Raw genomic sequence first — 24362 nt, forward strand, 5'->3', positions numbered from 1 at the left:
AGACGCTCGACGGCTCCGGCTCCGGTGCGCGCGTCGGCCGCTTGGGCCGACCTACGGCACTCCGGCCGAATTCCAATGCGGCGTCGCCGCCCCCAGCAGGTGCCGCACGAAGAAGTCGTACTGGCGCCGCTGCACGTAGTCGATCGGGCCGCTGGAGCGGCCGACGCTGTGTTCGCCGCCGGGCACGCTGAGCAGGTCGAAGTCCTTGCCGGCGCGGATCAGCGCGTCCACCACCTGCGCGGTGGAGGCCGGGTCGACGTTGCTGTCCTGCTCGCCGACGATCAGCAGCAGGTCGCCGCGCAGCTTGGCGGCGTTGTCCACGCCGGAGGCGCGCGCGTAGCTGGCGTCCACCGGCCAGCCCATCCACTGCTCGTTCCAGCTGATCTTGTCCATGCGGTTGTCGTAGCAGCCGGCGTAGGCCACGCCGACCTTGTAGAAGTCCGGATGCCGCTCCAGTGCGCCGAGCGTGCTCTGGCCGCCGGCCGAGGCGCCGTAGATGCCGACGCGTGTGATGTCGTAGGACGGGTCCTGCGCGGCCAGCGCGCGATGCCAGGCGATGCGGTCGGGGAAGCCGGAATCGCCCAGGTTCTTCCAGGCCACGTCGTGGAACGCCTTGGAGCGGTTGGCGGTGCCCATGCCGTCGATCTGCACGACGATGAAGCCCAGGTCGGCCTGGGCCTGCATGCCGATCTGCTTGTCGCCGCCGGAGTGGTAGCCGAACGGCCAGAAGGCCTTGGGCACGAAGGCATCGTGCGGGCCGGCGTAGATGTTCTCGATCACCGGGTACTTCCTGGCCGGGTCGTAGTCGCGCGGGCGCACCACCATGCCCCAGATGTCGGTGCGGCCGTCGCGGCCCTTGGCGACGAAGCTTTGTGGCGGCTTCCAGCCGGCGGCGAGCAGGCGCGAGATGTCGCCGCGCTCCAGCGTGCGCGCCAGGCTGCCGTCGATGCGGCGCAGCTCGGCCGCCGGCGCCAGGTCCGGGCGCGAGTACACGTCGATGTACCACTGGCCATCCGGCGAGATCGCCACGTCGTGGTCGGCATCCTCATGGGTCAGGCGGACGAGGTTGCCGCCGTCGAAGTCCACCACGAACAGCTGCCGGTAGTACGGGTCCTTGCCCGCGTCCATGCCGCTGGCGCTGAACCAGATGCGGCGCCGGGCGTCGTCCACCCGCAGCACGTCGCGCACGATCCAGTCGCCCTGGGTGATCTGCTTCTTCACCCGGCCGCTGGCGCCGTCGAACAGGTACAGGTGGCGCCAGCCGTCGCGCTCGGAGATCCACACGATCTCCTTGCCGAGTCCATCGACCTCGTGGGCAAAGGTACGGTCGGCATGGACGAAGGTCTTCGCCGCCTCATCGACCGCCGCGTGCGCCCTGCCGCTGGCCGCGTCCACCGCGACCACGCGCACGCGCTGGAAGCCGCGCTGCACGTACTGGAAGCTGAAGCTGGCGCCGTCGGCGCGCCACTGGATCGGCGACAGCTCGTAGGGATTGGCGATGAGCGCGTCGTCGATCTCGCGGCGCGCACCATCCACGCCGAACAGCACCGGCCGCTCGATGTCCACCGCATCGCCGGGCTTGGGATAGAGCTGGGTGCGCAGCTTCGGCTGCAGCTGGTCCGGGGGCGAGGACTCGACCCGCGTCACCAGCCGCGGATAGCCCGGCTTGACCCGGTACAGCGCGAAATGGCGCGAATCCGGTGCCCAGGCGATGGTCTCGGGATCGTAGAAGTCCCCTGCACGCCCATCGCTGGACAGGCGCAGGACGCGGCCGTCGGCGACGTGGCGCAATGCCACATCGAAGCCATCGGCATAGGCCTCCCACTGCCCATCCGGGGAGGGCCGCGGACGGTTGTCGGCGGGCACGCGCAGGTCGCGCACCACGCCGAAGCCGCGCGGACGACGCTGCCGGGGTTCCGGCGCGCAGGTGTAGTCGGCTGGTGTCGCGTCAACGCTCGAATGTCGATCTTGCGCACCGCCATCGGCTCGCGGCGCAAGGCGCGGACCGCCGCCAGGACTGGCCGTCCTGGCAAGGTCCGCAACGCTGCGACGCGAGTCGAGGGCAAGTGCGGGGGCGGCATTCGGGCGTTGGCGCGACACCCAGGTGCAGCGCCAAGCCGTGTCGTCGATGTCGAAGCGGATCGCGCCATGCGGGTCGTTGCCGCTGGCGGCGTAGTCGAACTGCTCGAACGGCAACCGCAGAGGCGCGTAGTCGTGGCCGCTGGCCTTCGACAGCGCCTGCGCCAGCCGCACCGCGTCGAACGCCGGCTGCGGCGCGCCGCCGGCCGGGCCGCCGAGCACGAAGGCGAAGCCGCCCTCCACCGTCTTGCGGTAGTGGAAGCGCCCGTCGTCGCGCCACTGTGCCGGGAAGGCGACGTCGCGGGTCAGCCCGCTCCAGGCCTCGCGCAGGCCGAGCGAGCGCGCGTAGTCGGCGGGTGCCGGCGCGGCGTGAGCGGTGCCCAGCCAGGCCAGCAGCAGCGATGCGACGATTTTCCTCATATGCCCTCCGATCGCGGCAGTCTCCGTAGAGCGGAGCTCGCTCCGCTGGGCCATTGCCGGTAGAGCCCCCAGCGGAGCGAGCTCCGCTCTACTCCATCATCTTCTTCCCGCGCCGGTAGAGCCCCAGCGGAGCAAGCTCCGCTCTACTCTCCATCGTCCTCTTCCAGCGCCAGTTCCTCGCTGCGCAGCCCGCTGCATGCGCCCCAGTAGTAGACGCCGAAGGCGATCACGGCCATCGCCAGCGTATCCCAGGGATGCGCGATCGCGCCGATGCCGCCGAAGGTGCCCAGGTACGATACGCCCATCACCAGCACGTAGAAGCCGATCAGCCACAGCGAGCCGCGCACCTGCCGCAATAGCCGTGGCCGCGCCGCGCGCGACGGCAGCCGCAGCAGCACGTAGCCGGCGAACAGCAGCACCTGCAATCCCAGCAGCCACGACAGCGTCTGCCAGGTGGACCAGTAGACGATCAGCGCGGCGACCACGAACGAAAGCGGCCCGAGCACGCCGAACGCGCTCACCCGGAACGGCCGCGGCAGGCCCGGCGCACTGCGGCGCAGTGCCGCCACGCTCACCGGCGCCACCGCGTAGCTGAGCACCAGCGCCGCGGACACCACGCTGATCAGCGTCTCCCACGACGGGAACGGCAGCGTCCAGAACACCGACAGCGCCAGGCTCAGCCACAGCGCCGGGCGCGGGATGCCGGACTTGGCGTCCACCCGGGTCAGCACCGGCAGGAAACCGCCGCTGCGGGCCCAGCCATAGACAACGCGCGGGGTGGCGTTCATGTAGATGTTGCCGGTGCCGCTGGGCGAGACCACCGCATCGCAGACCACCAGCACCGCCAGCCAGCCCATGCCCAGCGCCATCGCGATGTCGCGGTACGGCAGCGAGTACTGCTTGTCGATGCCGGTCCAGCCGTTGCCCAGCTGCTCGGTGGGGATGCCGCCCAGGAACGCTAGCTGCAGCAGCACGTAGATCACCGTGGACAGCGTCACCGACAGGATCAGCGCGATCGGGATGGTGCGCTGCGGCTGCCGGACCTCGCTGGCGACCGACACGATCGGGGTCAGGCCGAGGTAGGCGAAGATGATGCCGCCGGCCGAGATCGCCGCCTCCACCCCGGCCGCGCCGAACGGCGCGAAGCCCTGCACGTGCAGGTTCTCGCTCTTGAAGTGCGTCAGCAGCAGCACGATCACCAGCAGCGGCACCAGGAACTTGAACACACTGATGACGTTGTTGGCCTTGGCGAAGGTCTTGACGCTGAAGTAGTTCAGGCCGAAGAACAGCAGCAGCAACGCGAACTGGAACAGCCAGCCCCACACGCTGGGATGGCTGCCGCCGGGCTGGTTCAGGCCCGGGAACCAGGCCGAGGCGTACTGGCGGCTGGCCTCGGCCTCGATGGCGATCAGGCTGGAGAACGCGATCAGGGTGATGAGGCCCATCAGCGAGCCGAGCAGCGGGCCGTGTGAGTACTCCGGGTAGCGCACCACCCCGCCCGCGCGCGGCAGCGCCGCGCCCAGCTCGCAGTAGACCAGGCCGAGCAGGAACACCGCGATGCCGCCGACCAACCACGACACGATGCCGGCCGGACCGGCCATGGCCGCGACGTGGCTGGCGGCGAACAGCCAGCCGGAGCCGAAGATCGAGCCGAGCCCGATGAAGGTCAGGTCGGTCAGGCTCAGACGCTTGTGGAACTTGCCTTGTGCAGTCATGGATTTCCCCAGCAGGTAACGTTCGACAGTACGAGCCGCAGCGGGTGCGACTCCGGGTGGCCTAGGGTGTATTGCCATTCAAGCGAGCCCTTCTCCCGCGTGCGGGACTCACGGCCCCCTTTTCGGGGGAAGGTGGCGCGCAGCGCCAGATGAGGGTGCTTTACACGCTCGCGGCATTCCCCCATCCGCCCTTCGGGCACCTTCCCCCGCACGCGGGGGAAGGGCGAAATCCTGGCCGCCCGGAGTTTCTCCTACAAAAACAGCCTGCCATGCGGCGGATTCTCAGCGGCCGGTCGCGGCCTCGCCCCACGGCGACTTGCCGCCTTCGGCGATGAACTGGTCGATGCGCGCCTCCAGCACCGGCAGCGGCACCGAGCCCAGCGACAGCACCGCGTCGTGGAAATTGCGGATGTCGAACTTCGCGCCCAGCGCCTGCTCGGCCTTGCGCCGCAGCTCGATGATCTTCAGCTCGCCCAGGTAGTAGCTCAGCGCCTGGCCCGGCCAGGCGATGTAGCGGTCGACCTCGGTGGTGATCTCGTGCTCGCTCAGCGCGGCGTTGTCGCGCAGGTAGGCCAGCGCCTGCTCGCGGCTCCAGCCCTCGTGGTGGACGCCGGTGTCGATCACCAGCCGTGCCGCGCGCCACACCTGGTAGGTCAGGTAGCCGAAGCGCTCGTAGGGCGTGGTGTACATGCCCATCTCCTGGCCCAGGTACTCGCAGTACAGCGCCCAGCCCTCGCCGTAGGCCGACAGGTAGCCGTAGCGGCGGAACTCCGGCAGCTCGGCGGTCTCGGCCGCCAGCGACATCTGCAGCGAGTGGCCCGGCGAGGACTCGTGCAGGGTCAGCGCCGGCAGCACGTACAGCGGCCGCGACGGCAGGTTCCAGGTGTTGAGCCAGTAGGTATCCAGGCCGCCGCGGCCGCCGGTGTAGAACGGCGCCAGGTCGTCGGGCACCGGCTTGATGGTGAAGCGCTGGCGCGGCACCCGGCCGAAGTACCGGCCCAGGTTGCCGTCCATCACCTTGGCGATCCAGGCGGCGTGTTCGAGCAGCTGCTGCGGGGTCCTGGCGTAGAACTGCGGATCGGTGCGCAGGAACGCCAGGAAGTCTGAAAAACTGCCCTTGAAGCCGACCTCGGCCATCACCTGCTGCATTTCCCCGCGCAGCCGCGCGACCTCGCGCAGGCCGATCCGGTGGATCTGCTCGGGGTCCATGTCCTCGGTGACGAACTCGCGGATCTGCGCGCGGTAGTAGGCCTTGCCGTCCGGCAGCGCCTCGGCCGCCAGCGTGGTGCGGGCCTTGGGCAGGTACTCCTCGCGCATGAATGCCAGCAGCCCTGCGTAGGCCGGGATCACGCTGCGCTCGATCGCCGCCAGCGCCTGCTGCCGCAGCTGCGCCTGCTCGGCCGCGGGGATCGAGGCCGGCATGTCCTTGAACGGGGTGTAGAACAGGTTGTCCTCGCCGCCGGCCCCGGCGACGTCGGCGATCGACTGGTCGCGCCCGGCCAGCGTCACCCGCGGCTGGCTGAAGCCGCGCGCCAGGCCGGCGCGCATGTTGGCGACCTGCTGGTCGAAGTAGCGCGGGATGTCGGCCAGCTGCGCCAGGTAGCGGCGGTAGTCCTCGACGCTGCGGAAGGTCCCTCGCGCGGTGAAGCCGAGGTCGCTCCAGAACGCGGTGTCGCTGTTGAACGGCATCTCCCAGGCGCGGTACCTCTGCTGGTCGAGCAGCGTGGCGATCTGGTTGCGGTAGACGTCGAAGTCGATGCGGGTCGGCGCGTCCAGGGCACCGCGGTCGATGGCGTCCAGCTCGGCCATCACCTGCTGCCAGTACGCCGTGCGCGCGTCCTGCGTGTCCGGGTCCACCTTCGGCAGGTGGTCGGCGGCCGCGCCCGGGCCGTCCTCGTCGTCGGCGCCGGCTTCCTGCTCCTGGCGCCAGGCCCACTCGCGCTCGTACAGCGCCTTGAAGCGCGCGGGCGGCGTGTCCTTTGCAGGAGGGGCTTCAGCCCCGATGGGGTCTGCGCGTACACCGGTCGGGACCAGCGTCCCTCCCGCAACGGCAATGGCGATCAGGGCGGCAGGCAGAACGCGCAGTCGGTTCATGCTTTTGCTTTCTCCTCGGGTTGCGGAGCCGGCGCCGCGCCGGCCTTGACCTGGGCGATCCAGGCATCGATGCGTTGGTCGAGCAGGTCCAGCGGCATCGCGCCGCCGCCGAGGATCGCGTCGTGGAAGGCGCGGATGTCGAAGCGGTCGCCCAGCTCCTGCTCGGCCTTCGCGCGCAGCGCCAGGATCTCCAGTTGGCCGATCTTGTAGCCCAGCGCCTGCCCCGGCCAGAGGATGTAGCGGTCGGTCTCGGCCTGGATGCTGGGCTCGTCGTCGGATGGATGGGCGTGGAAGAAATCCACCATCTGCTGCCGCGTCCAGCGCTTGTAGTGCACGCCGGTGTCGAGCACCAGCCGGTTGGCGCGCAGCAGTTCGCCGCACAGGCGGCCGTAGTCGCTGTACGGGTCCTTGAAGAAGCCGACCTCCTTGCCCAGGCGCTCGGCGTACAGCGCCCAGCCCTCGATGAAGGCGTTGTAGCCGGCCTGCTGGCGGAACGGCGGCAGCGGCAGGGTCTGGGCGAGCGAGATCTGCAGGTGATGGCCCGGCACGCCCTCGTGGTAGGCGGTGGTCTCGATGTTGATCAGGGTGCGCTCGCTGGCGTCGTTGGCGTTGACCATCACGATCGCCGGCCTGCTGCCCTCCGGGTTGCTCTGCCAGTACTCCGCACCCGGCGCCTCGCGCCGGAACGCCGGCATGCCCTGCACCACCAGCGGCGTCTCCGGCAGGTGGCCGAACAGCTTCGGCAGTTCCGGCTGCATGCCGGCGATGTAGCCGCGGTAAAGATCGAGGATCTGCTCGCTGGAGCTGGCGAAGTGGCTGCGGTCGGCGTCCACCGCCTTGCGGAAGCTGGCCAGGTCGGGATAGCCCTGGGCCTTGGCGATCGCGGTCATCTCGGCCTCGATCCGCGCGACTTCCTGCAGGCCGATCTGGTGGATCTGCTCGGCCGTCCTGTCGCTGGTGGTCTGGGTGTGGATCGCGAACGCGTAGCGCTTCTCGCCGTCGGGCAGCGACCACACGCCCTCGTGCTCGCGGCCCTTGGCGGCGTACTCGTCGCGCACGAAGGCAGCCAGCTTGGCGTAGGCCGGGCGCACCTGCTGGTCGATCGCGGCGATCACCTGCCGGCGCAGCGCGTCGCGCTGCGCCGGATCGGGCACTGCCGCGTCGAGCTTGTGCAGCGGCGAGGCGAACGGGCTGTCGGCGCCGGCCGGCTCGGCGATCTTGCCGATCTGCGCCGGCAGCTTCTCCAGCAGGTAGCGCGGCTGGGTCAGCCCGTCCTTCGCCCCTTGCCGCGAGACTTCGACCACTTGGTCCAGCAGCGCGGGAATGGCCTGCAGGCGCGCGATGTAGTCCTGGAAGTCCTTGGCGTTCTTGAACGGGAACGTATCGCCCATGCCGGCCAGCGACAGCTGGATGCCGCCGACCGGCTCCATCGGCATCGCGTAGGTCTTCAGCGCGATGCCTTGCAACTGGTCGCGCAGCTGCCGCAGCATCATCTGCAGGCTGAGCTGGCGCTGTTCGTCCAGCGCCTTGGCGTCCACCGCCTCGAACTGTTTCAGGAATCCCTCGGCAGCCGCCCGCTCGGCCTCCACCGCCGCCAGCGAGTAGTCGCTCCAGCGGTCGTTGTAGCGCCGGTCGCCGATGATGCTGGCCATTTCCGGGTTGTGTTCGAGCTGGTGCTGCCATTGCCGTTCGAGCAGCGCGTCGAAGGCCTGCGCGGCCGGCTCGGGCGAGGCCGACTGCGTCGCGGCGGGCGCGGCGGCGGTCGGCGGCTGCGATGGCGCGCAGGCCGACAGCAGCACGGCGGACAGCAGCGATAGGGCGAAAGATCGGGTCAACGGCATGCGCTCGCTCCGGGGATTTTCTGGTTTGTCGGTGGGGCTGCCCTCATCCGGCGCTGCGCGCCACCTTCTCCCACAAGTGGGAGAAGGAAAAGGCATGCCGCTCCCTTCTCCCGCTTGCGGGAGAAGGTGCCCCGAAGGGGCGGATGAGGGCAGCCCCACGCCATCACGCGAACGGCCGGTCGATCGCCGGCGACGGCGGCGTGAACCACTGCGCGCCGTCCTCGGTGACGTGGAAATGGTCTTCCAGGCGCACGCCGAACCTGCCGGGCACCACGATCATCGGCTCGTCGCTGGCGCACATGCCCGGTCGCAGCGGCCGGGTGTCGCCACGCACCATGTACGGCGCCTCGTGGATCGCCAGGCCACAGCCGTGGCCGGTGCGGTGCGGCAGCCCCGGCAGGCGGTAGTCCGGACCGAGCCCGGCCGCCTCCAGCACCCGCCGCGCGGCACGGTCCACGTCCTCGCAGGCCACGCCCGGGCGCACCGCGGCGAACGCCGCAGCCTGCGCGGCCTGCTCCAGCTCCCAGATCCGCTTGTGCTCGTCGCTGGCCTTGCCGTAGACCCACGTGCGGGTGATGTCGGAGTGGTAGCCCTGCACGGTGCAGCCGGTGTCGATCAGCGCCAGTTCGCCTTCGCGCAGGTGCTGCACGCCGGGAATGCCGTGCGGGAACGCGGTGGCGTGGCCGTACTGCACGATGCAGAAGGTCGAGCCGTCGTCGGCGCCGAGCGCGCGGTGCGCGCTGTCGATGAAGCGCACCAGCTCGTCGGTGCCCAGGCCTTCGCGGGCGATGCCGGCGGCTAGCCGCTGCACCAGCAGGGTCATGTCGCAGGCCTGCTGCATCAGCGCCAGCTCGGCCGGCGACTTGCACATGCGGCAGCCGTCGATCACCGGCGCGGCATCGACGATGGCCTGCGCGTCCAGGTGCCTGCTCAGACCGGTGTGGACCGCGAATGCCGCGCCCGGGTCCAGCGCCAGCGTGCGCGCGCCGCGCTCGGCCATCGCCGCGGCGACCATCGCACAGGGATCCTCGTGTTCCTCCCACAGGCGCTTGGCCGCGGGGATCGCCAGCACCGCGTCGAGCGAGCCCTCCTCGAACACCGGGCAGAAGATCAGCGGATCGCCCTGTGCGGTGACCAGCAGCGCGACCAGCCGCTCGCTCGCGCCCCACGGCACCCTGGCGAAGTAGCGCAGCGAGGTGCCGGCGTTGACCAGCAGTGCGTCGGCGCCGAGCGTGCGCAGCAGCGCGCGGGCGTGCTCGATGCGCTGCTGGTACTCGGCGGAGGAAATCGCCGGGGCGAGTTGCGTCCACGGCTGCAGTTGCGCCTGCGCTTCGGCGAGGCTCAGGTGGCCGATCTGTTCGCTCATGCCTGCACCTGCACGTCGGCGCTGGTCCACTGCCCGTCGATCAGGCGCTGCACCCCGCCCGGGTTGGCGTCGCGCAGTTCCGGCGGCAGCAACGCGTCGGGCACCGCATCGTAGCTGTGCAGCGCGGCGAAGCGATGGATCGCGGCCGGCATGCCGACCGCGGTGAAGCCTGGATGGCCGGTGCTCGGGAACGGCCCGCCGTGGTTCTGCGCGGCGCTGACCGCCACGCCGGTCGGCATCTTGGAGTTGATCAGGCGGCCGACGCGGGCGCGCAGCAGCGGCGCGACCGCCTGCCACGCGGCATCGTCGGAACCGTCGGCGGCGCGGTACAGGGTGCCGGTCAGGTTGCCCTCGAACGCGCGCGCGACCGCGGCCATCTCGTCGGTGTCGGCAACCCGCAGCAGCAGCGCCACCGGACCGAACGCCTCGGTCTGCAGCGCCCGCGGCCGTGCCAGGAAATCCGCCGCATCGACGCTCAGCAGGGTCGGCGCGTAGCGGAAGCCGGCGCCTTCGCCGGCATCGCCGCCGGCCAGCAGTTCGGCGCCTGCCTGGCGCAGCGTCGCCACCGCCCGCCGCAGGTGGTCCACCCCGCCGCGCGAGAACAGCACCATCGGCGCGGCCGCGGCGAAGTGCTCGGTGGCGGCGCCGGCGAAGGCGTCGCCATCGCTTCCGCGCGGCACCACCACCACGCCGGGATTGGTGCAGAACTGGCCGCTGCCCAGCGTGCACGAGGCGAAGAATTCCTGCGCCAGCGCCGCGCCGCGCTCGGCCAGCGCGCCGGGCAGCAGGAACACCGGATTGACGCTGGACAGCTCGGCGTAGAACGGGATGCCGGCGGCATCGGCGGCGGCCTTCAGCGCCAGCCCGCCGGCACGGCTGCCGGTGAAGCCGATCGCGCCCAGGCGCGCATCGCCGGCCAGCTCCAGGCCCAGCGCGTTGTCGAACTGGTACAGCAACTGCACCGCCGCCGGCGGCAGGCCGGCATCCAGCAGCGCCTGGTGCGCCAGCTGTGCCAGGCGCTGGCTGGTGGCCGGATGCAGCGGATGCGCCTTGGCGATCACCGGGTTGCGCGCGGCGATCGCCGAGGCGAAGTCGCTGCCGGCGACCGCGTTGAACGCGAACGGGAAATTGTTGGGGCCGAACACCAGCACCGGCTTGGCCAGCGGCGCCAGGTGCGCGCGCAGGCCGGCGGCGGTATCGATGACCGGCTGGGTCCAGGCGTAGGTGCGCACCGCCTGCGCGGCCTGGCGTAACTGGCCGCTGGTGCGCGGCAGCTCGTTGCCGCGCAGCCGCGTCGGCGACGGCAGCGCGGTCTCGGCGTGGGCCAGCGCCACCAGGGTATCGGCATCGGCGTCGAGCGCATCGGCATAGGCATCGAGGAAGGCGGCGATGCGCGCGGGCGGTGTGGCCGCCAGTTCGGCGGCCACGACACTGGCCGCGGCGACGGCGGCCTCGATGTCGGCGGCACCGCTGACCGGGAACGCCGGGCCGATCGCCTCGCCGGTGGTCGGGTCGGCGGCACGGAAGGTTCCGGCCGGTTCCAGGCTTGGCTGCCAGCGGCCGGCGAGCAGGATGGGTTGGATTGCGTCGTTCATCACAGGTGCCTCGATACGCAGGATTTCCTTCTCCCTTCGGGAGAAGGTGCCCAGAAGGGGCGGATGAGGGGCGCCGCAGGAAAGCCGCGGAAACCCAAAGTGACGAACGCGTCGCCACGCGCCAGGATGATGAACGATCCGGATATGGCTTTTGCGATGGTTCACCTTGGCTGGCGCGTGGCGACGCGTTCATCGTTTCTGCCGCTCCAGGTTCCTTGCGGCGCCCCTCACCCCAACCCCTCTCCCAAGGGGAGAGGGGCTTGAGATCACAGCTCCGGCTTGCTGGCGATGGCGTGATCGATCACCTCCAGCACCGCCTCGCGCTCGGCGCCCTCGATCAGCAGCCGCGGCGCGCGCACCGTCTCGCTGCCGAGGCCGACCCTGGCCTGCACCAGCTTGATCAGCTGCACGAACTTCGGCACCGTATCCAGGCGCAGCAGCGGCAGGAACCAGTTGTAGAGGTCCGCCGCCGCCTTGTAGCCGCCATCCCGGGCCAGCTCGAACAGCTTCACCGACTCGGCCGGATAGGCGTTGACCAGGCCGGCGATCCAGCCTTCGGCGCCCATGCCCAGGCCTTCGACGATGGCGTCGTCCATGCCGACCAGCAGTACCAGGCGCTCGCCCAGCAGCTCCTTGATCGCGGCGAAGCGGCGGATCTCGCCGGAGGACTCCTTCACCGCCTGCAGGTTGGGGAACTCGCCCGCCAGCTGCGCGATCTGCGCCGGCAGGATGTCGGTGCGGTAGGCCACCGGATTGTTGTAGAGGATGCACGGCAGGTCGGTGGCGCCGAGCACCGCGCTGGCGTAGGCCTTGGCCTCGTGCCAGTCGGAGGTGTAGACGTACACCGGCAGCACCATCAGCCCGCCCGCGCCCGCCGCCTTGGCCGCCTGCGCCAGCTTCACCGCCTCGGCGGTGGACAGCGCGGCGATGCCCGGCACCACCGGCACGCACTCGCCGACCGCCTGCACCAGGGTCTGCACGATCGCCACCTTCTCGTCGAACGACAGCGTGGCGGCCTCGCCCAGCGAGCCGAGCGGCACGATCGCGGTACAACCGGCATCGACCAGTTGCCTGGCGTGCGCGGCCAGGAACGCGTGGTCGACGCTGCCGTCGGCCTTGAACGGGGTGGTGATGGCGGGCAGGACGCCCTTCCAGAAGGAAGCGTTGCTCATGGGTGAGTACCTTGCGGATCGTCGTTGAAGGAATCGTCTGTCGGGAGCCCGGCCAGCGCCGCGAGGCGCACCGGGAACAGTGGCGGCCGGCGGCCGCCGTCGGGCAAGGAGTCGGTGCGGCCGATGCCCAGCTCGGCCAGCGCGGTGCCGCAGATGCGGCCCTGGCAGGCGCCCATGCCGCAGCGCGTGGCCAGCTTGGCGTCGCGCGCGTCGCTGAAGCCCTGCAGCTCGCCCAGCGCCACGTCCTCGCAGCGGCAGACCAGGGTGTCGGCCTGCGCCAGCGCGTGGATGCGCGGGTCGAGCGCGAACTGGCGCCGCAGCAGCGCGGCGAACGCGCGCGCATGCCGGCGCCGGCCCTGCAGTGCATCGGCGGCGGCAACCGCGCCGGCGGCCATGTGCCCGGCGATCGCGCCCTCGACCAGCGCGCAGTCGCGCCCGCCGATGCCGACGGCCTCGCCGGCGGCGAAGACGTCCTCGACGCTGGTGCGCAGCTGCGCATCCACCGCCACCTGCGGATGCGCGCCGGCGTGTTCGATGCGGCAGCCCAGCAGCTGCGCCAGCTCGGTGTTCGGCACCAGCCCGTAGCCGACCGCGAGCTGGCCGCAGGCGATGCGCTCGCGTCCGCGCGCGCCGTCGATCTCGACCTCGCGCAGGCACCCGTCGCCATGCGCGGCGACCACCACGCTGCCGCTGCGGTAGCCGATCCCAGCCAGTTGGGGACCCAGCGCCAATGCCTGCGCCAGCTTGCCCGGCCAGCGCGGCAGTTGCAGCGCGAAGCCCGCCAGCGCGCGCATCGAAGCCTGCTCGTGGATGCCCAGTACCTGCGCGCCGTGACGGCGCAGCGTCGCCGCGGCCGCCAGCAGCAGCGGCCCGCTGCCGGCCACCAGCACCCGCTTGCCGGCCAGCGGCCAGCCCTGCTTGGCCAGCGCCTGCGCGGCGCCGGCGCCGGTCACCCCGGGCAGCGTCCAGCCAGGGAACGGCAGCAGCAGTTCGCGCGCGCCGGTGGCCAGCACCAGCCTGCGGTAGCGCAGTCGCAAGGCTCCCTGCGGCCCGTCGGCGAGCAGCCAGCCCGGTTGCGACGACGACGGGCACTGCCCCGACATCACCACCTGAACCTGCGCCAGCCAGTCGACGCCCGCCTGCGCGACCGCGCCGATCGCGCGCCGCGCGGCTACCGGCGCGGCGTGCATCACGTCGTGCCGCCACACCTGCCCGCCTGCGCGTGGCTGCGCATCGACCAGGCCGACCTGCGCGCCATGCGAGGCGGCGGTGCGCGCCGCCGCCAGTCCGGCGGGGCCGGCGCCGATCACCAGCACGTCGTAGTCGCGCACGGACGAGCGTGTCATGCGCTACTCATCGGTATGCACCTGCATGCCCTCGCGCACCGGCGTCATGCATGCGCGCAACTGCGCCACGCCGTCGATGCGCACACGGCACTCGAAGCACACGCCCATGCCGCACAGCGGCGCACGCGGTTCCCCGCCGCGCGAGCGACGGAAGCGCTCGCCGGCACGCGCCACCGCGGCGGCCACGCTGGCTCCGGCCGGCACTTCCACCGGCCGCGCATCGACGGTCAGGCGCACGCTGGCGCTCACGCCGCCGCCCCCGCCGGCACCCGGCCGGGCGCGTAAGGCGCCGGATCGATCGCCGCGGTCCGCCCGAGCAGGCCGTCGACCAGCAGCCGCGCACTGCCCAGCGCGGTGGTCACCCCCAGGCCCTCGTGCCCGGCGGCCACCCATACGTCGCGCCGCCCCGGCACCGCGCCCAGGTAGGGACGCCCGTCCGGCGTGGCCGGACGCAGCCCGCTCCATACCCGGATCGCCTGCAGCTCGCGCAGCACCGGCAGGAACTCGAATGCGCGCTGCAGCATCTGCCGCAGCAGCGGCAGCGACAGCCCGCGGTCGGCGGCGCCGAACTGCCGCGAGGAGCCGATCAGGATCTGCCCGGTCGGCCGCGGCTGCACGTTGAAGGCGACGCTGCTGTCGGCGTCGCCATGCGCCGAATCGGCATAGCCCAGTTCCAGCAACTGGTGGTGCACCAGCCCCGGGTAGCGGTCGGTGATCGCCAGCTGGCCCTTGCGCGGGCGCAGCGGCAGCTCCGGCAGCAGTTCCGGCAGCGCCACGCCGCTGGCCACCAGCACCGGTCCGGACAGCTGCTGGCCGTCGTCCAGCAGCGCGCCGTGCGGAAGCAGTCCGACCACGCGGCGGCCGGCGTACAGCGTCGCCCCGGCGCTGCAGGCCACGCCGACCAGGTGGCGTGCCATCCGCGGCGGATACACCACCGCCTCGCCCGGCACCCGCATGCCACCGGCCAGGCCGGGCCGCAGCTGCGGCTCCAACTGGTAGAGACGCTGCGCATCGACCGGCTCGGCATGCACGCCGGCGGCGGCCAGCCGCGCGATCTTGGCCGGCACCGCCGCCAGCTCGCGGTCGTCGCGCGCCACCCACAGCGTGCCGCAGCGGCTGAACTCTGCATCTTTCAGTTCGGCGTAGCGCTCCCACAGCCGCAGCGAGTACGCCGACAGCGCCAGTTCGGCCGGATCGTCGTCCATCGCCACCAGGTGCCCCATCGCCGCCGCGGTCGAACCGCCGCCGATCGGCCCCGGCTCGACCAGCGCCACCCGCAGGCCCTCGCCCGCGGCCGCTTCGGCGCAGGCCGCACCGACGATGCCGGCACCGACGACGATGAGGTCGTGGCTCGCCATCAGCCGCGGATGCCCCAGGCGAACGGATCGGCCGGATCGATCGACAGCTGCGAATGCGCGGTGACATGCGCGGTTCCGGTGATGCGCGGGAGGATGCCGCGGCTTCCCTGCCGGTAGCTGGCCTCGAAGGCGCTGCCGAGGATGCCCTGCTGCACCCAGGTCTCGCCCTCGCCGAGCTTGCCGTCGGCGGCCAGGCAGGCCAGCTTGGCGCTGGTGCCGGTACCGCATGGCGAACGGTCGTAGGCCAGCCCCGGGCACAGCACGAAGTTGCGCGCCTGCCCGCTGCCGTCCGGGGCGGGGCCGTTGACCTCGATGTGGTCGATCTCGCCGCCACCCTCGCCGGCGATGCCGGCCGCCTCCAGCGCCAGCCGCACCGCCTCGGTGTAGGCGCTCAGCTCGCGCTGGTTGGCCAACTCCAGTGCGCACGGCGCCTGTTCGGTGATGTAGAACCAGTTGCCGCCCCAGGCCACGTCGCCGCGCACCGTGCCGTGGCCCGGCACCTGCACTTCGACGTCGCGGGCATGGCGGTAGCTCTCGACGTTGTCGACGGATACGCGCCCGTCGCCGGCCAGTTCCACCCCGACCGTGCCGACCGGCGTCTCGATCCGGTGCCGCCCACTGCCGATCCGGCCCAGTTCGGCCAGCGTGCGCACCACGCCGATGGTGCCGTGGCCGCACATGCCGAGATAACCGACGTTGTTGAAGAAGATCACCCCGGTGCAGGCCGCCGGATCGCGTGCCGGCAGCAGCAGCGCCCCGACCATCGTGTCCGAGCCGCGCGGCTCGCAGGCAATGGCGCTGCGCCAGTGGTCGAATTCGGCACGGAAGCGCTCGCGGCAGCGGGCCAGGTCGCCCTCGCCGAGGTCGGGAAAGCCGGATACGACCACGCGGGTCGGTTCGCCTGCGGTGTGGGAATCGATCACGGCAATCGTCTGCATTGCCCATGCTCCCATCCGCGTGAGAAGCGCGAATAGCGCCGAATGCCGGCGGTCGATGCGGAAATCGGCACAAACCCGGGCGTGTTTGGCGGCCGCAGCTTTGCGCTACGATCGCTGCAGCCCGGGAGCTCGGACGGCTTCTGCCACCCACGCTCCCCGCCCCTTCCCACGTAGCGCAATGCCCCTTGCCGCGCAGCAGAAATGTGCCTCCCGCAACGCTCGCCCGCCCCGCCAGCCCAGGTCCGGATGCCGATGAACCCCAGCCTTCCCGCGCAAGAGATGCAGACCCTGTTCGACGCCCTGCCGGACGTGGTGTTCTTCATCAAGGACAGGGAGGGACGCTACACCCACTGCAACCTGACGCTGGTGCGCCGGCTGGGCCGCAAGCATCGCAACGACGTGATCGGATGCTCGCCGCTGGACGTGTTCCCGCTGCCGCTGGGCGGCAGCTACCTGATGCAGGACCGCCGGGTGCTGTGCGGGGAGATCATCGACAACCAGCTGGAGGTGCACCTGTATTCCAACCGCCTGCCCGGCTGGTGCCTGACCTTCAAGCGCCCGCTGTGCGAGGACGACGAGGTGACCGGCGTGATCGGCATCTCGCGCGACCTCGGCCAGCCGGACAGCAAGCACTCGGCCTACGAGCGCCTGAGCCAGGTGATGGAGTACATGCAGGCCAACTTCGGCGAGAACGTGCGCGTGCAGACCCTGGCCGACCTGGCCGGGCTGTCGGTGGCGCAGCTGGAGCGGCATTTCCGCCGCGTGTTCCAGGTCACCCCGCAGCAACTGCTGACCAAGCTGCGGATCGAATCGGCGATGCGCCTGCTGCACGGCGACGACAGCATCGCCAGCATCGGCCAGCATTGCGGCTTCGCCGACCAGAGCGCGTTCGCACGCCAGTTCAAGGCCACCGTCGGCATGACCCCGCGCGACTACCGCGCGCTCAAGGGCCAGTAGAGCCGAGCCTGCTCGGCTGGGGCTTCACCGGGAACGCTCCAGCCGAGCAAGCTCGGCTGGAGCGGAAGCCGCCGATGCCGCATTCGGCATGATCGCCGGCATCCCCGCAATTTCCCTTCTCCCGCTTGCGGGGGAAGGTGCCCGAAGGGCGGATGGGGGCTGTCTGCAACATCGGGAAGCAACAGCAAAAGCCCCCCATCCGGCGCTGCGCGCCACCTTCCCCCGCAAGCGGGAGAAGGGGATCCCTGAATTCCCAAATGCAATGAAGGAGGCAGCAGGACGTCGTGGGGATTCGCCTTCCGGCGCATCCGCCGTCGTCGGCGCGTCAAGGCTCGGGCGGGTGCGGTGTTAGCATGTCGCCCTCTCAGCAGATCGCCCTTCATGCTCAGTATTTTCCGCCGCAAGAAGCCCCACGAAACCTCGGGCGAGGTCGCCAAGCCCCAGCAGCGCTACAGCGTCGAAGAACTGGCCGCGGCCTTCCCGCAGGCGCCGGCCGACGCCTCTACCCCAGCGCCCGCGCCGGCACCGCAGCAGGCGCCCGAAGCGCCGGCCGAGCCGCTCGCGCCGCAGGTCGCCGAGCCCGCCGGCGTCGCCCAGGGCATCGCCGCGCTCCCGGACGCCGCTGCCGAGACCGCACCGCCACCGCCGCCGACCGCGCTGCAATCGCTGCCCGAACCGGCACCCGCGCCAGCGCCCGAGCCGCCGCCGGCGATCGCCGCGATCGCCGATCCCGCGCCGGCCGCGGTTCCGGAAGCCGACGACGCCTCAGTCGCACCCGCCGCCGCGGCCGGCAAGACCGGCTGGCGCGAGCGCCTGCGCAACAGCAGCTTCGCCCGCAGCTTCGGCGGCCTGTTCTCGCGCAACCCCAAGCTCGACGACGACCTGCTCGACGAGATCGAGACCGCGCTGATCACCGCCGATGTCGGCGTGCCGGCCACCACCGCGCTGGTCGAGGACCTGCGCAAGCGCATGAAGGCGCGCGAGTTCACCGATGCCAACGCCCTGCTGACCGCGCTGCGCGCCGACCTGATCGCGATCCTGCAGCCGATAGCCCGGCCGCTGGTCATCGACCGCGCCGCCAAGCCCTTCGTGGTGCTCACCGTCGGCGTCAACGGCGTCGGCAAGACCACCACCATCGGCAAGCTGGCCAAGCGCTTCAAGGACGAGGGCCACAGCCTGATGCTGGCCGCCGGCGACACCTTCCGCGCTGCCGCGGTGGCGCAGTTGCAGGCGTGGGGCCAGCGCAACGGGGTGGCGGTGGTCGCCCAGGGCCAGAACGCCGATGCCGCCTCGGTCGCCTTCGACGCGCTGCAGGCCGCCAAGGCGCGCGGCACCGAGGTGCTGATCGCCGACACCGCCGGCCGCCTGCACACCCAGACCGGGCTGATGAACGAACTCGGCAAGATCCGCCGCGTGCTCGGCAAGATCGACCCGGCCGCGCCGCACGAGGTGCTGATGGTGATCGACGGCACCACCGGGCAGAACGCGCTGTCGCAGCTGCGCCAGTTCCATGCCGTGGCCGGCGTCACCGGGCTGGTGGTGACCAAGCTCGACGGCACCGCCAAGGGCGGCGTGGTGTTCGCGCTGGCGCGCGAGTTCGGCATCCCCATCCGCTACGCCGGCATCGGCGAGCGACCAGAGGACCTGCGCGTGTTCGACCCGGAAGCCTTCGTCGATGCGCTGCTGCCGGAGGCTCTGGGCGCCTGAACCACACGCCTTCGCCCTCGCCTCCCCGTAGGAGCGACTTCAGTCGCGATGGGGCTTTACCGGGAAAGCCCTATCGCGACTGAAGTCGCTCCTACAGCGCCCTACCGCGCACAGCGGCGCTCGATGGCGCTCCCCTACGTCTCCAAGCCAGCATGAGCCAGCCTCCCGACACCTTCGCCGCCCGCCTGCTGGCCTGGTTCGACCGCCACGGTCGCCACGACCTGCCGTGGCAGCATCCGCGCACGCCGTACCGGGTATGGCTGTCGGAGATCATGCTGCAGCAGACCCAGGTGGCGACGGTCATCCCGTACTTCCAGCGCTTCGTCGCGGCGTTCCCCACCCTGCCCGACCTCGCCGCCGCCTCCACCGACGCGGTGATGGCGCACTGGGCCGGGCTGGGCTACTACGCCCGTGCCCGCAACCTGCATGCGGCGGCGCGGCTGTGCGTGGAGCGGCATGGCGGCGACCTGCCGCACGACTTCGACGCGCTGCACGCGCTTCCCGGCATCGGCCGCAGCACCGCCGGCGCCATCCTCAGCCAGGCCTGGAACGATCGCGCGCCCATCCTCGACGGCAACGTCAAGCGCGTACTGACGCGCTACCACGGCATCGCCGGCTACCCCGGCCTGCCGGCGATCGAGAAGCAGTTGTGGGCGCTGGCCGAGGCCCACGTACAGGAGCCGCCGGGCGGGCGCCTGGCCGACTACACCCAGGCGCAGATGGACTTCGGCGCCACCCTGTGCACCCGCGCCAATCCGGCCTGCGTGCTGTGCCCGCTGCAGGACGCCTGCGTGGCGCGGCGCGACGGCCTCACCGACGCCCTGCCCACGCCCAGGCCGGGCAAGGTCCTGCCCGAGCGCGAGGCCATCGCCCTGCTGCTGGAGAACGCCGCCGGCGAGATCCTGCTGCAGCGGCGGCCGCCGACCGGCATCTGGGCCTCGCTGTGGACGCTGCCGCAGGCCGACACCGAGACCGAGCTGCGCCACTGGCTGGCACGCGAGACCGAGGGCCGCGACTTCGACGACGCCGAGGCGATGCCGCTCATCGTCCACACCTTCAGCCACTACCGCCTGCACCTGCAGCCGATGCGGCTGCGCAAGGTCGCCCTGCGCGATGCGGTACGCGACAATGACGCGCTGCGCTGGATCGCCCGCGCGCAGCTGCCCACCCTCGGCCTGCCGGCGCCCATCCGCAAGCTGCTCGACAACCTCTGACCGCGCCCCGCACAGGAACCGCCATGTCCCGCACCGTCTTCTGCCAGTACCAGCAACGCGAAACCGAAGGCCTGGATTTCGTCCCCTATCCCGGCGAACTGGGCAAGCGCGTGTTCGCGCACATCGGCAAGGCCGGCTGGGCGGCGTGGCTGGCGCACCAGACCATGCTGATCAACGAGAACCGGCTGTCGCCGCGCGATCCCAAGCACCGCGCCTTCCTCGAGGCGGAGCTGCAGAAGTTCCTGTTCGCCGGCGACGCCGAGAAGCCCGCCGGCTACGTCGCCCCGGACGCCTGAACGCGCCGTCCCGGCGCAGGCGCACCACGGTCGTACGAAGTTCCGTCGCTGGGACGGCGAATGCCTGGAACGCAAGGCTCCCGGTGTGCCAGGCACTCCCGCAACCGGAGACGCCACTCACTCGGTGGCGCCGGCCTCGCGTTCCTGCACGCGCGCTTCGCGCAGTTCCTTCTCCGAGGCCCTGATGGCCTTCACGTCGAGCGGGCGGATGGTCTGGATGCGGCAGGGAATGTGCGGCCCCGGCCCGGCCCCGATCACCCGCACGCTGTCGAAGCGCGCCGCCACCCGGCCGAACTGGTTGCTGATGGAGATCGCCGGCGAATAGCTCAGGTCCAGGCAGGACCCGGACAGCTCCAGCAGATAGGCTTCCGAGGGCTTGGTCCACACCGCCAGCGCGCTGTCTCCAAGCTCGGTCCAGCCGTTGAGGCTGTTGAAGTACTGGAAGTCCTTCACCGGCTCGCCGGCATGCGCGCGATACAGCGCCAGCCGATCCGTATCCGACAGCCCCGTACCGGTGGCGCAGGCCACCAGCGCCGCCGCCATTGCCATCGCCGTCAAGCAGGTCTTCATGGTCTTCTCCTGGTGAATGCCGTGCCGGCATGATGCGACCGGCTGGCGAAACCGCCGCCGAACACGCGCCGCCGGCGCGGCTACTGCACCGGAGCGGACACGATCAGCGCGTCGAGATCGTAGCCCATCGCCTCGGCCCGCTGCCTGAGCTGCCCGAACAGCGCGCGGTCCATGGAGGGCGAGCGCGAGAGGATCCACAGGTACTTGCGCTTCGGGTCCCCAACCACCGCCCACTGGTAGTCCGGGTCCAGCGCGATGACCCAGTAGTCGGCCCAGACCAGGGGCAGCCATGTCAGCCACTGCGGGACGAAGCTCACCTCCAGCTGGCCCGGCTTGCCCGGGATGCGCCGCGCCCTGCCCTCGGCCGACTCGATGCCGCCGCCGGCCACGCGGCAGGCGTTGTGCACGCCCACCAGGCCGTCGCTGCGCAGGGTATAGGACGCGGTGACGTCGCCGACGCACTTGTTCTGGAACGACATCGGCAGGCGCGCGATCTCGTGCCACTGCCCGGCATAGCGCCCGATGTCCAGCTCCGGCACGGAAACGACATCGGTGGCCGCGCGGGCCGGAGCGGCGGCAAGGAAGATCAGGCACAGCAAGGCCAGTTGCAGATGACGCATCGTCGCCACTCCCGCGGCAGAAAAGCTGCGGCAAGCTTATGCAACGTGCGGGCGCCCGGCGTGAAGGTTCCGCGCCCGGCAGCCTTGCGCGGGAACCGGTCAGCCGTGCTGGAACAGCAGCACCGACTCGCGCGCGCCCACGTCCATGACCACCGCGACGGGGGTGCCGGTGCTGAAGTGGCGGCCCAGCGCGATGCTGTCGGCGGCCTCGAGCGCCTGCTCCCTGACGAAGGACGAGTAGCGGGTGCGGCCGGACTCGTTCACCTGCCAGCCGCTGACGGTACGTTCGATGTGGATGAGCAACCGTTCCATGGTGGTCTCCGTGTTTCCCGCTCTCTCCCTATCCGCGTCGCGGGCCGGCCGGCGGGCCTGTGCGCAAGCTGAGGGCGATGGTGCATCGCCGAGCGCCGCAGCGCAGTCGGGGTGCCCGCCATCCCCTTGTAGGAAAAATCCTACCGATGCGTCCGCGCCCACCGACGCGACGGCACCTGCCTGCGGTCCTCCGACTGATCGGCGGCGGCAAACGCTTGCCCAAATCCGGAGGCATCGTTATCATGCGCGTCCTCGCACCGGTCACACCGAGTTGCGCAGTGGCCGGGTAGCTCAGTTGGTAGAGCAGGGGATTGAAAATCCCCGTGTCGGCGGTTCGATTCCGTCCCCGGCCACCATATATTTCAAGCAGTTACGACGAAGGCGCCTCGCGGCGCCTTTTTCTTTGTCCGACAGTTGTCCGGCGTGAGCCGGTCATCCGAAGATAACCATCACGCCACCTGCCGCTTGGTAGTCCAGCCAGCAGACAAGCCCTTCGACACGTTGCCGCGGCCGGTCGCCAGCTCCGTGGCGATCTCGCGCTTGGCCTGGACGATCGCCCGCTTCGTCGCCTGCTCCATCATCGCCCGCTCACGGTCCGTCATGCTTCCGTTGACGTTGAACTGCAGTTGGAAGGTATCCCCACCGATGCTTGCGTTGCCCGCGATGTCGCCAGCGGATACTCCGGAGGTCACGGGGCTGACCCGGCCGTTGTTGCCGGGGATCAGGTAGGTCTTCCCGCTGGCGTCCTTGAGCAGCTCAGGGCGGCCTCCCTCGCCCACCTCGAACATGCCCCCCCCCCATACGGGGCCGCCCGCTGCGCGCTTGCCGCCGATCAAGCTGCCGATCGCGTTGATCCAGCCAGAACCAGCTCCGGTGTAGCTGCTCGCCCAGCTTCCGATCATCTGAAACACCTTGGCCGATGCAGCTTGCGCCGCCATCTTCTCAAGCGTCTCTGCGAAGTTCTTGATCAGTCCCGACAGGCCTTCATCGAATGGGCGGAACAAGAAATCGGCGAACGAGTCCTGCATGTTCCGCGCTGCCTGGTCGGCATAGGTGGACATCGCTCCCCCGGCCTTCTCCGCAGCTTCGGATGCCTTCGCATACTGCTCGGACATCGCAGCCACGTAGCGGTTGTGGTCCTCCTGCGAGATGACGCCTGTCCTGAGCGCGGCATTCGCCTCCTGAACGCCGCGGGTGTAATCCAGCAGTGCGACTGCTGCCGGCCCAGACATCTGCGCCACCATGTCGTCGATGCGGTCGCCCCACTGCAGCGCGGTCGCGTCCGCTGCGATCATTGCGCGGTCGAGGTCATCCGTTGCCAGGATCTGATCCCGCAGCCTCTCCAGGTCCACCTCCTTTTCCCTGGGCGCTTTGCTTGGTTTCGTGGCCTTCGCAGCCGCCTCATAGGCGCGCGGCGCCAGCACAGAGTCCGGCAGGGCCTCGCCATTCTCGATCAGGTTGACCTTGACGCTGGTGCGGAACGGAGCGGCTTTCAACCAACCGTTGATCTTGTCCACCTCGTCCAAGACCTTCTGCCGTGTTTCCTCGCCGCCCAGTACGCCAGTCCAGCGATCGGCCATCTGCTGCAGCGCGTCCCGGCGCGCCGTCAGATCGGCGATTGAATCATCTTGGTCTACGGGCACGAAGCCCTTGCTCCGCAGCCAGCCCGTGTACTTGCCGGTCAACTGGGCGATGGCGCTAGTGGCCTCGAGCGCCGCGCGCGCGATCGCTGCAATGCCATCAGCGGTGTCCTGTAGCGCCTTCAGATTCTGGTCGTCCTTCAGCAGGCTGGTCAGCTCATCCAGCGCCGGCACCACCCCCTTAGCAATCTGGACCTTCAATCCGTCGAACAGCAGATCCAGCTTCGTCGTGTCCCGCTGCAGGCTGCGGATAGCTGTCGCCGTGTCGTCGTCGATGATCGCTCCCATGCGCTGGGCCTCGTCCGCCCACTCCCGGAATCCGGCGCTGCCGTTCTTGAGCAGCGGGATCAAGCGCGACGAGTCGGAGGCGATGGCCTCCATGTAGAAGACCATCTCGCTCTGCGACAGATTGGCCTTCTCCAGCGCGTTGAAATAGGCTCCCAGTGCATCGGCACCGGACATGCGCTTAAGCTGGTCGGCCGTCAGGCCTACTCTCGGCGCGATGTTGTCGAAGAAGTCCTTCAGAGGGCCGCCTCCGGTCTGGAGGAAGTCGCCGACTTTGTCCTGCACGTCCTTCAGCACGTCGGCCAGCTTGTCATGGGCCACACCCACCGACTGCGCGCCGGCCGCCCATCCCTGGAAGGCGGTGAAGCTGGTGTTCGCCAGTTGGGCCAAGCGATCCAGCTCCTGGGTGCTGCGCATCACCTCAGCCGTCATGGCGGCCACTGCAGCGCCACCGGCCGCCGCCGCCGATCCCACGATGGCCAGTGCGTTGCCGACGGCCTTACCCACGTCCTGCGCCGTGAGCTTCATCGAGCGCATCGACTTCTCGGCGCGCGCGGTGTCGGTCTGGAAACTCCCCGTGCGGAGGAGCAGGTCGATCACGATCGATCCGGCTGTAGCCATGGTGTCTCCTATGGCCGACGGAGGCCGCCGGCGAAATTTCGATTTCTGTCCATAAATCCCATCCAGGGCCGCTTTTTCAGCAAATCAAATCGTCTGATCACAGCTGAAAAACAGGTGTTTCCTGTCGATTTCTCCGCCAATTTGAATTTTTCCAACTGGGAAAAAATCTCTGCGTGAGGGGGCGGCCGGTGTCCGGGCTCGAAGCGGTTTGAAGAT

18 protein-coding genes, 1 tRNA gene and 2 pseudogenes are annotated in these 24362 nt (G+C 70.4%); 5 read left to right on the forward strand and 16 right to left on the reverse strand.

From position 1 onward, the window contains the following. Positions 1 to 51: 51 nt before the first annotated feature. The 12 genes and pseudogenes from LRX76_RS01780 to LRX76_RS01835 form a co-directional block, all read right to left on the reverse strand. Positions 52 to 2499, reverse strand: a complete 2448-nt coding sequence (locus LRX76_RS01780) for a S9 family peptidase (RefSeq protein ID WP_231801220.1) — start codon at positions 2497 to 2499, stop codon at positions 52 to 54. 143 nt (positions 2500 to 2642) lie between these two features. Further along, complete coding sequence (locus LRX76_RS01785) at positions 2643 to 4214, reverse strand: APC family permease (RefSeq protein WP_231801222.1); 1572 nt, start codon at positions 4212 to 4214, stop codon at positions 2643 to 2645. A 282-nt stretch (positions 4215 to 4496) separates the two neighbouring features. Beyond that, positions 4497 to 6308 carry a DUF885 family protein gene (locus LRX76_RS01790; protein ID WP_231801224.1) on the reverse strand — a complete coding sequence of 604 codons (1812 nt, stop codon included), beginning with the start codon at positions 6306 to 6308 and terminating at the stop codon, positions 4497 to 4499. After that, the gene (locus LRX76_RS01795; protein WP_231801226.1) at positions 6305 to 8149 is read right to left on the reverse strand and encodes a DUF885 family protein; all 1845 of its coding nucleotides are present in this window, start codon (positions 8147 to 8149) and stop codon (positions 6305 to 6307) included. Before LRX76_RS01795 ends, LRX76_RS01790 begins: the two co-directional genes overlap by 4 nt. 163 nt (positions 8150 to 8312) lie before the next feature. Then, complete coding sequence (locus tag LRX76_RS01800) at positions 8313 to 9515, reverse strand: Xaa-Pro peptidase family protein (RefSeq protein WP_231801228.1); 1203 nt, start codon at positions 9513 to 9515, stop codon at positions 8313 to 8315. Then, positions 9512 to 11110 carry an aldehyde dehydrogenase family protein gene (locus LRX76_RS01805; protein ID WP_231801238.1) on the reverse strand — a complete coding sequence of 533 codons (1599 nt, stop codon included), beginning with the start codon at positions 11108 to 11110 and terminating at the stop codon, positions 9512 to 9514. Before LRX76_RS01805 ends, LRX76_RS01800 begins: the two co-directional genes overlap by 4 nt. 266 nt (positions 11111 to 11376) lie before the next feature. Beyond that, positions 11377 to 12282 carry a dihydrodipicolinate synthase family protein gene (locus LRX76_RS01810; RefSeq protein ID WP_231801240.1) on the reverse strand — a complete coding sequence of 302 codons (906 nt, stop codon included), beginning with the start codon at positions 12280 to 12282 and terminating at the stop codon, positions 11377 to 11379. Beyond that, positions 12279 to 13568 (reverse strand): annotated as a pseudogene (locus tag LRX76_RS01815) (FAD-dependent oxidoreductase). The gene LRX76_RS01810 and the pseudogene LRX76_RS01815 overlap by 4 nt, the downstream one beginning before the upstream one ends. Continuing rightward, positions 13548 to 13628 (reverse strand): annotated as a pseudogene (locus LRX76_RS01820) (hypothetical protein); the annotation flags it as partial. The pseudogenes LRX76_RS01815 and LRX76_RS01820, both read right to left, overlap by 21 nt. Before the next feature lie 3 nt (positions 13629 to 13631). Further along, positions 13632 to 13877 carry a (2Fe-2S)-binding protein gene (locus LRX76_RS01825; RefSeq protein ID WP_231801242.1) on the reverse strand — a complete coding sequence of 82 codons (246 nt, stop codon included), beginning with the start codon at positions 13875 to 13877 and terminating at the stop codon, positions 13632 to 13634. Continuing rightward, the gene (locus LRX76_RS01830) at positions 13874 to 14986 is read right to left on the reverse strand and encodes an FAD-dependent oxidoreductase (protein ID WP_231801244.1); all 1113 of its coding nucleotides are present in this window, start codon (positions 14984 to 14986) and stop codon (positions 13874 to 13876) included. The genes LRX76_RS01825 and LRX76_RS01830 overlap by 4 nt, the downstream gene beginning before the upstream one ends. Next, positions 14986 to 15924 carry a proline racemase family protein gene (locus LRX76_RS01835; RefSeq protein ID WP_231801246.1) on the reverse strand — a complete coding sequence of 313 codons (939 nt, stop codon included), beginning with the start codon at positions 15922 to 15924 and terminating at the stop codon, positions 14986 to 14988. The genes LRX76_RS01830 and LRX76_RS01835 overlap by 1 nt, the downstream gene beginning before the upstream one ends. A gap of 252 nt (positions 15925 to 16176) precedes the next feature. Here LRX76_RS01835 and LRX76_RS01840 point away from each other — a divergent pair, with 252 nt between their 5' ends. From LRX76_RS01840 to LRX76_RS01855, 4 genes are all read left to right on the forward strand, one after another. Beyond that, a complete protein-coding gene (locus tag LRX76_RS01840) occupies positions 16177 to 16881 on the forward strand; it encodes an AraC family transcriptional regulator (protein ID WP_231801249.1) in 705 nt (234 codons plus the stop codon). Positions 16882 to 17262: 381 nt separating this feature from the next. After that, positions 17263 to 18588 (forward strand): signal recognition particle-docking protein FtsY, encoded by a 1326-nt coding sequence (ftsY, locus tag LRX76_RS01845; RefSeq protein WP_231801253.1) that lies wholly within the window; start codon positions 17263 to 17265, stop codon positions 18586 to 18588. A 152-nt stretch (positions 18589 to 18740) separates the two neighbouring features. Continuing rightward, positions 18741 to 19802, forward strand: a complete 1062-nt coding sequence (mutY, locus tag LRX76_RS01850) for an A/G-specific adenine glycosylase (protein ID WP_231801255.1) — start codon at positions 18741 to 18743, stop codon at positions 19800 to 19802. Between the two features lie 23 nt (positions 19803 to 19825). Then, the gene (locus tag LRX76_RS01855) at positions 19826 to 20098 is read left to right on the forward strand and encodes an oxidative damage protection protein (RefSeq protein ID WP_231801257.1); all 273 of its coding nucleotides are present in this window, start codon (positions 19826 to 19828) and stop codon (positions 20096 to 20098) included. 117 nt (positions 20099 to 20215) lie between these two features. Here LRX76_RS01855 and LRX76_RS01860 read toward each other — a convergent pair whose 3' ends face one another. The 3 genes from LRX76_RS01860 to LRX76_RS01870 all read right to left on the reverse strand — a co-directional run bounded on the left by LRX76_RS01860 (position 20216) and on the right by LRX76_RS01870 (position 21600). Continuing rightward, positions 20216 to 20668 carry a DUF6491 family protein gene (locus tag LRX76_RS01860; RefSeq protein WP_231801260.1) on the reverse strand — a complete coding sequence of 151 codons (453 nt, stop codon included), beginning with the start codon at positions 20666 to 20668 and terminating at the stop codon, positions 20216 to 20218. An 80-nt stretch (positions 20669 to 20748) separates the two neighbouring features. Further along, positions 20749 to 21288 (reverse strand): lipocalin family protein, encoded by a 540-nt coding sequence (locus LRX76_RS01865; protein ID WP_231801262.1) that lies wholly within the window; start codon positions 21286 to 21288, stop codon positions 20749 to 20751. A gap of 99 nt (positions 21289 to 21387) precedes the next feature. Next, a complete protein-coding gene (locus LRX76_RS01870) occupies positions 21388 to 21600 on the reverse strand; it encodes a hypothetical protein (RefSeq protein WP_231801265.1) in 213 nt (70 codons plus the stop codon). Between the two features lie 280 nt (positions 21601 to 21880). Between LRX76_RS01870 and LRX76_RS01875 the strand changes: the two genes are divergently transcribed. After that, positions 21881 to 21956: transfer RNA gene (locus LRX76_RS01875), tRNA-Phe, on the forward strand. 93 nt (positions 21957 to 22049) lie between these two features. Here LRX76_RS01875 and LRX76_RS01880 read toward each other — a convergent pair. Then, entirely contained in the window at positions 22050 to 24125 is a 2076-nt protein-coding gene (locus LRX76_RS01880; RefSeq protein WP_231801267.1) for a hypothetical protein, read from the reverse strand. Between the last annotated feature and the right edge of the window lie 237 nt (positions 24126 to 24362).

It is taken from the genome of Stenotrophomonas sp. MMGLT7, from assembly GCF_021168555.1.
GTDB lineage: Bacteria > Pseudomonadota > Gammaproteobacteria > Xanthomonadales > Xanthomonadaceae > MMGLT7.

Coding starts and splice junctions, on each gene's coding strand:
- LRX76_RS01780 (WP_231801220.1), bottom strand. CDS start 2,499: ATGAGGAAAATCGTCGCATCGCTGCTGCTGGCCTGGCTGGGCACCGCT.
- LRX76_RS01785 (WP_231801222.1), bottom strand. CDS start 4,214: ATGACTGCACAAGGCAAGTTCCACAAGCGTCTGAGCCTGACCGACCTG.
- LRX76_RS01790 (WP_231801224.1), bottom strand. CDS start 6,308: ATGAACCGACTGCGCGTTCTGCCTGCCGCCCTGATCGCCATTGCCGTT.
- LRX76_RS01795 (WP_231801226.1), bottom strand. CDS start 8,149: ATGCCGTTGACCCGATCTTTCGCCCTATCGCTGCTGTCCGCCGTGCTG.
- LRX76_RS01800 (WP_231801228.1), bottom strand. CDS start 9,515: ATGAGCGAACAGATCGGCCACCTGAGCCTCGCCGAAGCGCAGGCGCAA.
- LRX76_RS01805 (WP_231801238.1), bottom strand. CDS start 11,110: ATGAACGACGCAATCCAACCCATCCTGCTCGCCGGCCGCTGGCAGCCA.
- LRX76_RS01810 (WP_231801240.1), bottom strand. CDS start 12,282: ATGAGCAACGCTTCCTTCTGGAAGGGCGTCCTGCCCGCCATCACCACC.
- LRX76_RS01830 (WP_231801244.1), bottom strand. CDS start 14,986: ATGGCGAGCCACGACCTCATCGTCGTCGGTGCCGGCATCGTCGGTGCG.
- LRX76_RS01835 (WP_231801246.1), bottom strand. CDS start 15,924: ATGCAGACGATTGCCGTGATCGATTCCCACACCGCAGGCGAACCGACC.
- LRX76_RS01840 (WP_231801249.1), top strand. CDS start 16,177: ATGAACCCCAGCCTTCCCGCGCAAGAGATGCAGACCCTGTTCGACGCC.
- ftsY (WP_231801253.1), top strand. CDS start 17,263: ATGCTCAGTATTTTCCGCCGCAAGAAGCCCCACGAAACCTCGGGCGAG.
- mutY (WP_231801255.1), top strand. CDS start 18,741: ATGAGCCAGCCTCCCGACACCTTCGCCGCCCGCCTGCTGGCCTGGTTC.
- LRX76_RS01855 (WP_231801257.1), top strand. CDS start 19,826: ATGTCCCGCACCGTCTTCTGCCAGTACCAGCAACGCGAAACCGAAGGC.
- LRX76_RS01860 (WP_231801260.1), bottom strand. CDS start 20,668: ATGAAGACCTGCTTGACGGCGATGGCAATGGCGGCGGCGCTGGTGGCC.
- LRX76_RS01865 (WP_231801262.1), bottom strand. CDS start 21,288: ATGCGTCATCTGCAACTGGCCTTGCTGTGCCTGATCTTCCTTGCCGCC.
- LRX76_RS01870 (WP_231801265.1), bottom strand. CDS start 21,600: ATGGAACGGTTGCTCATCCACATCGAACGTACCGTCAGCGGCTGGCAG.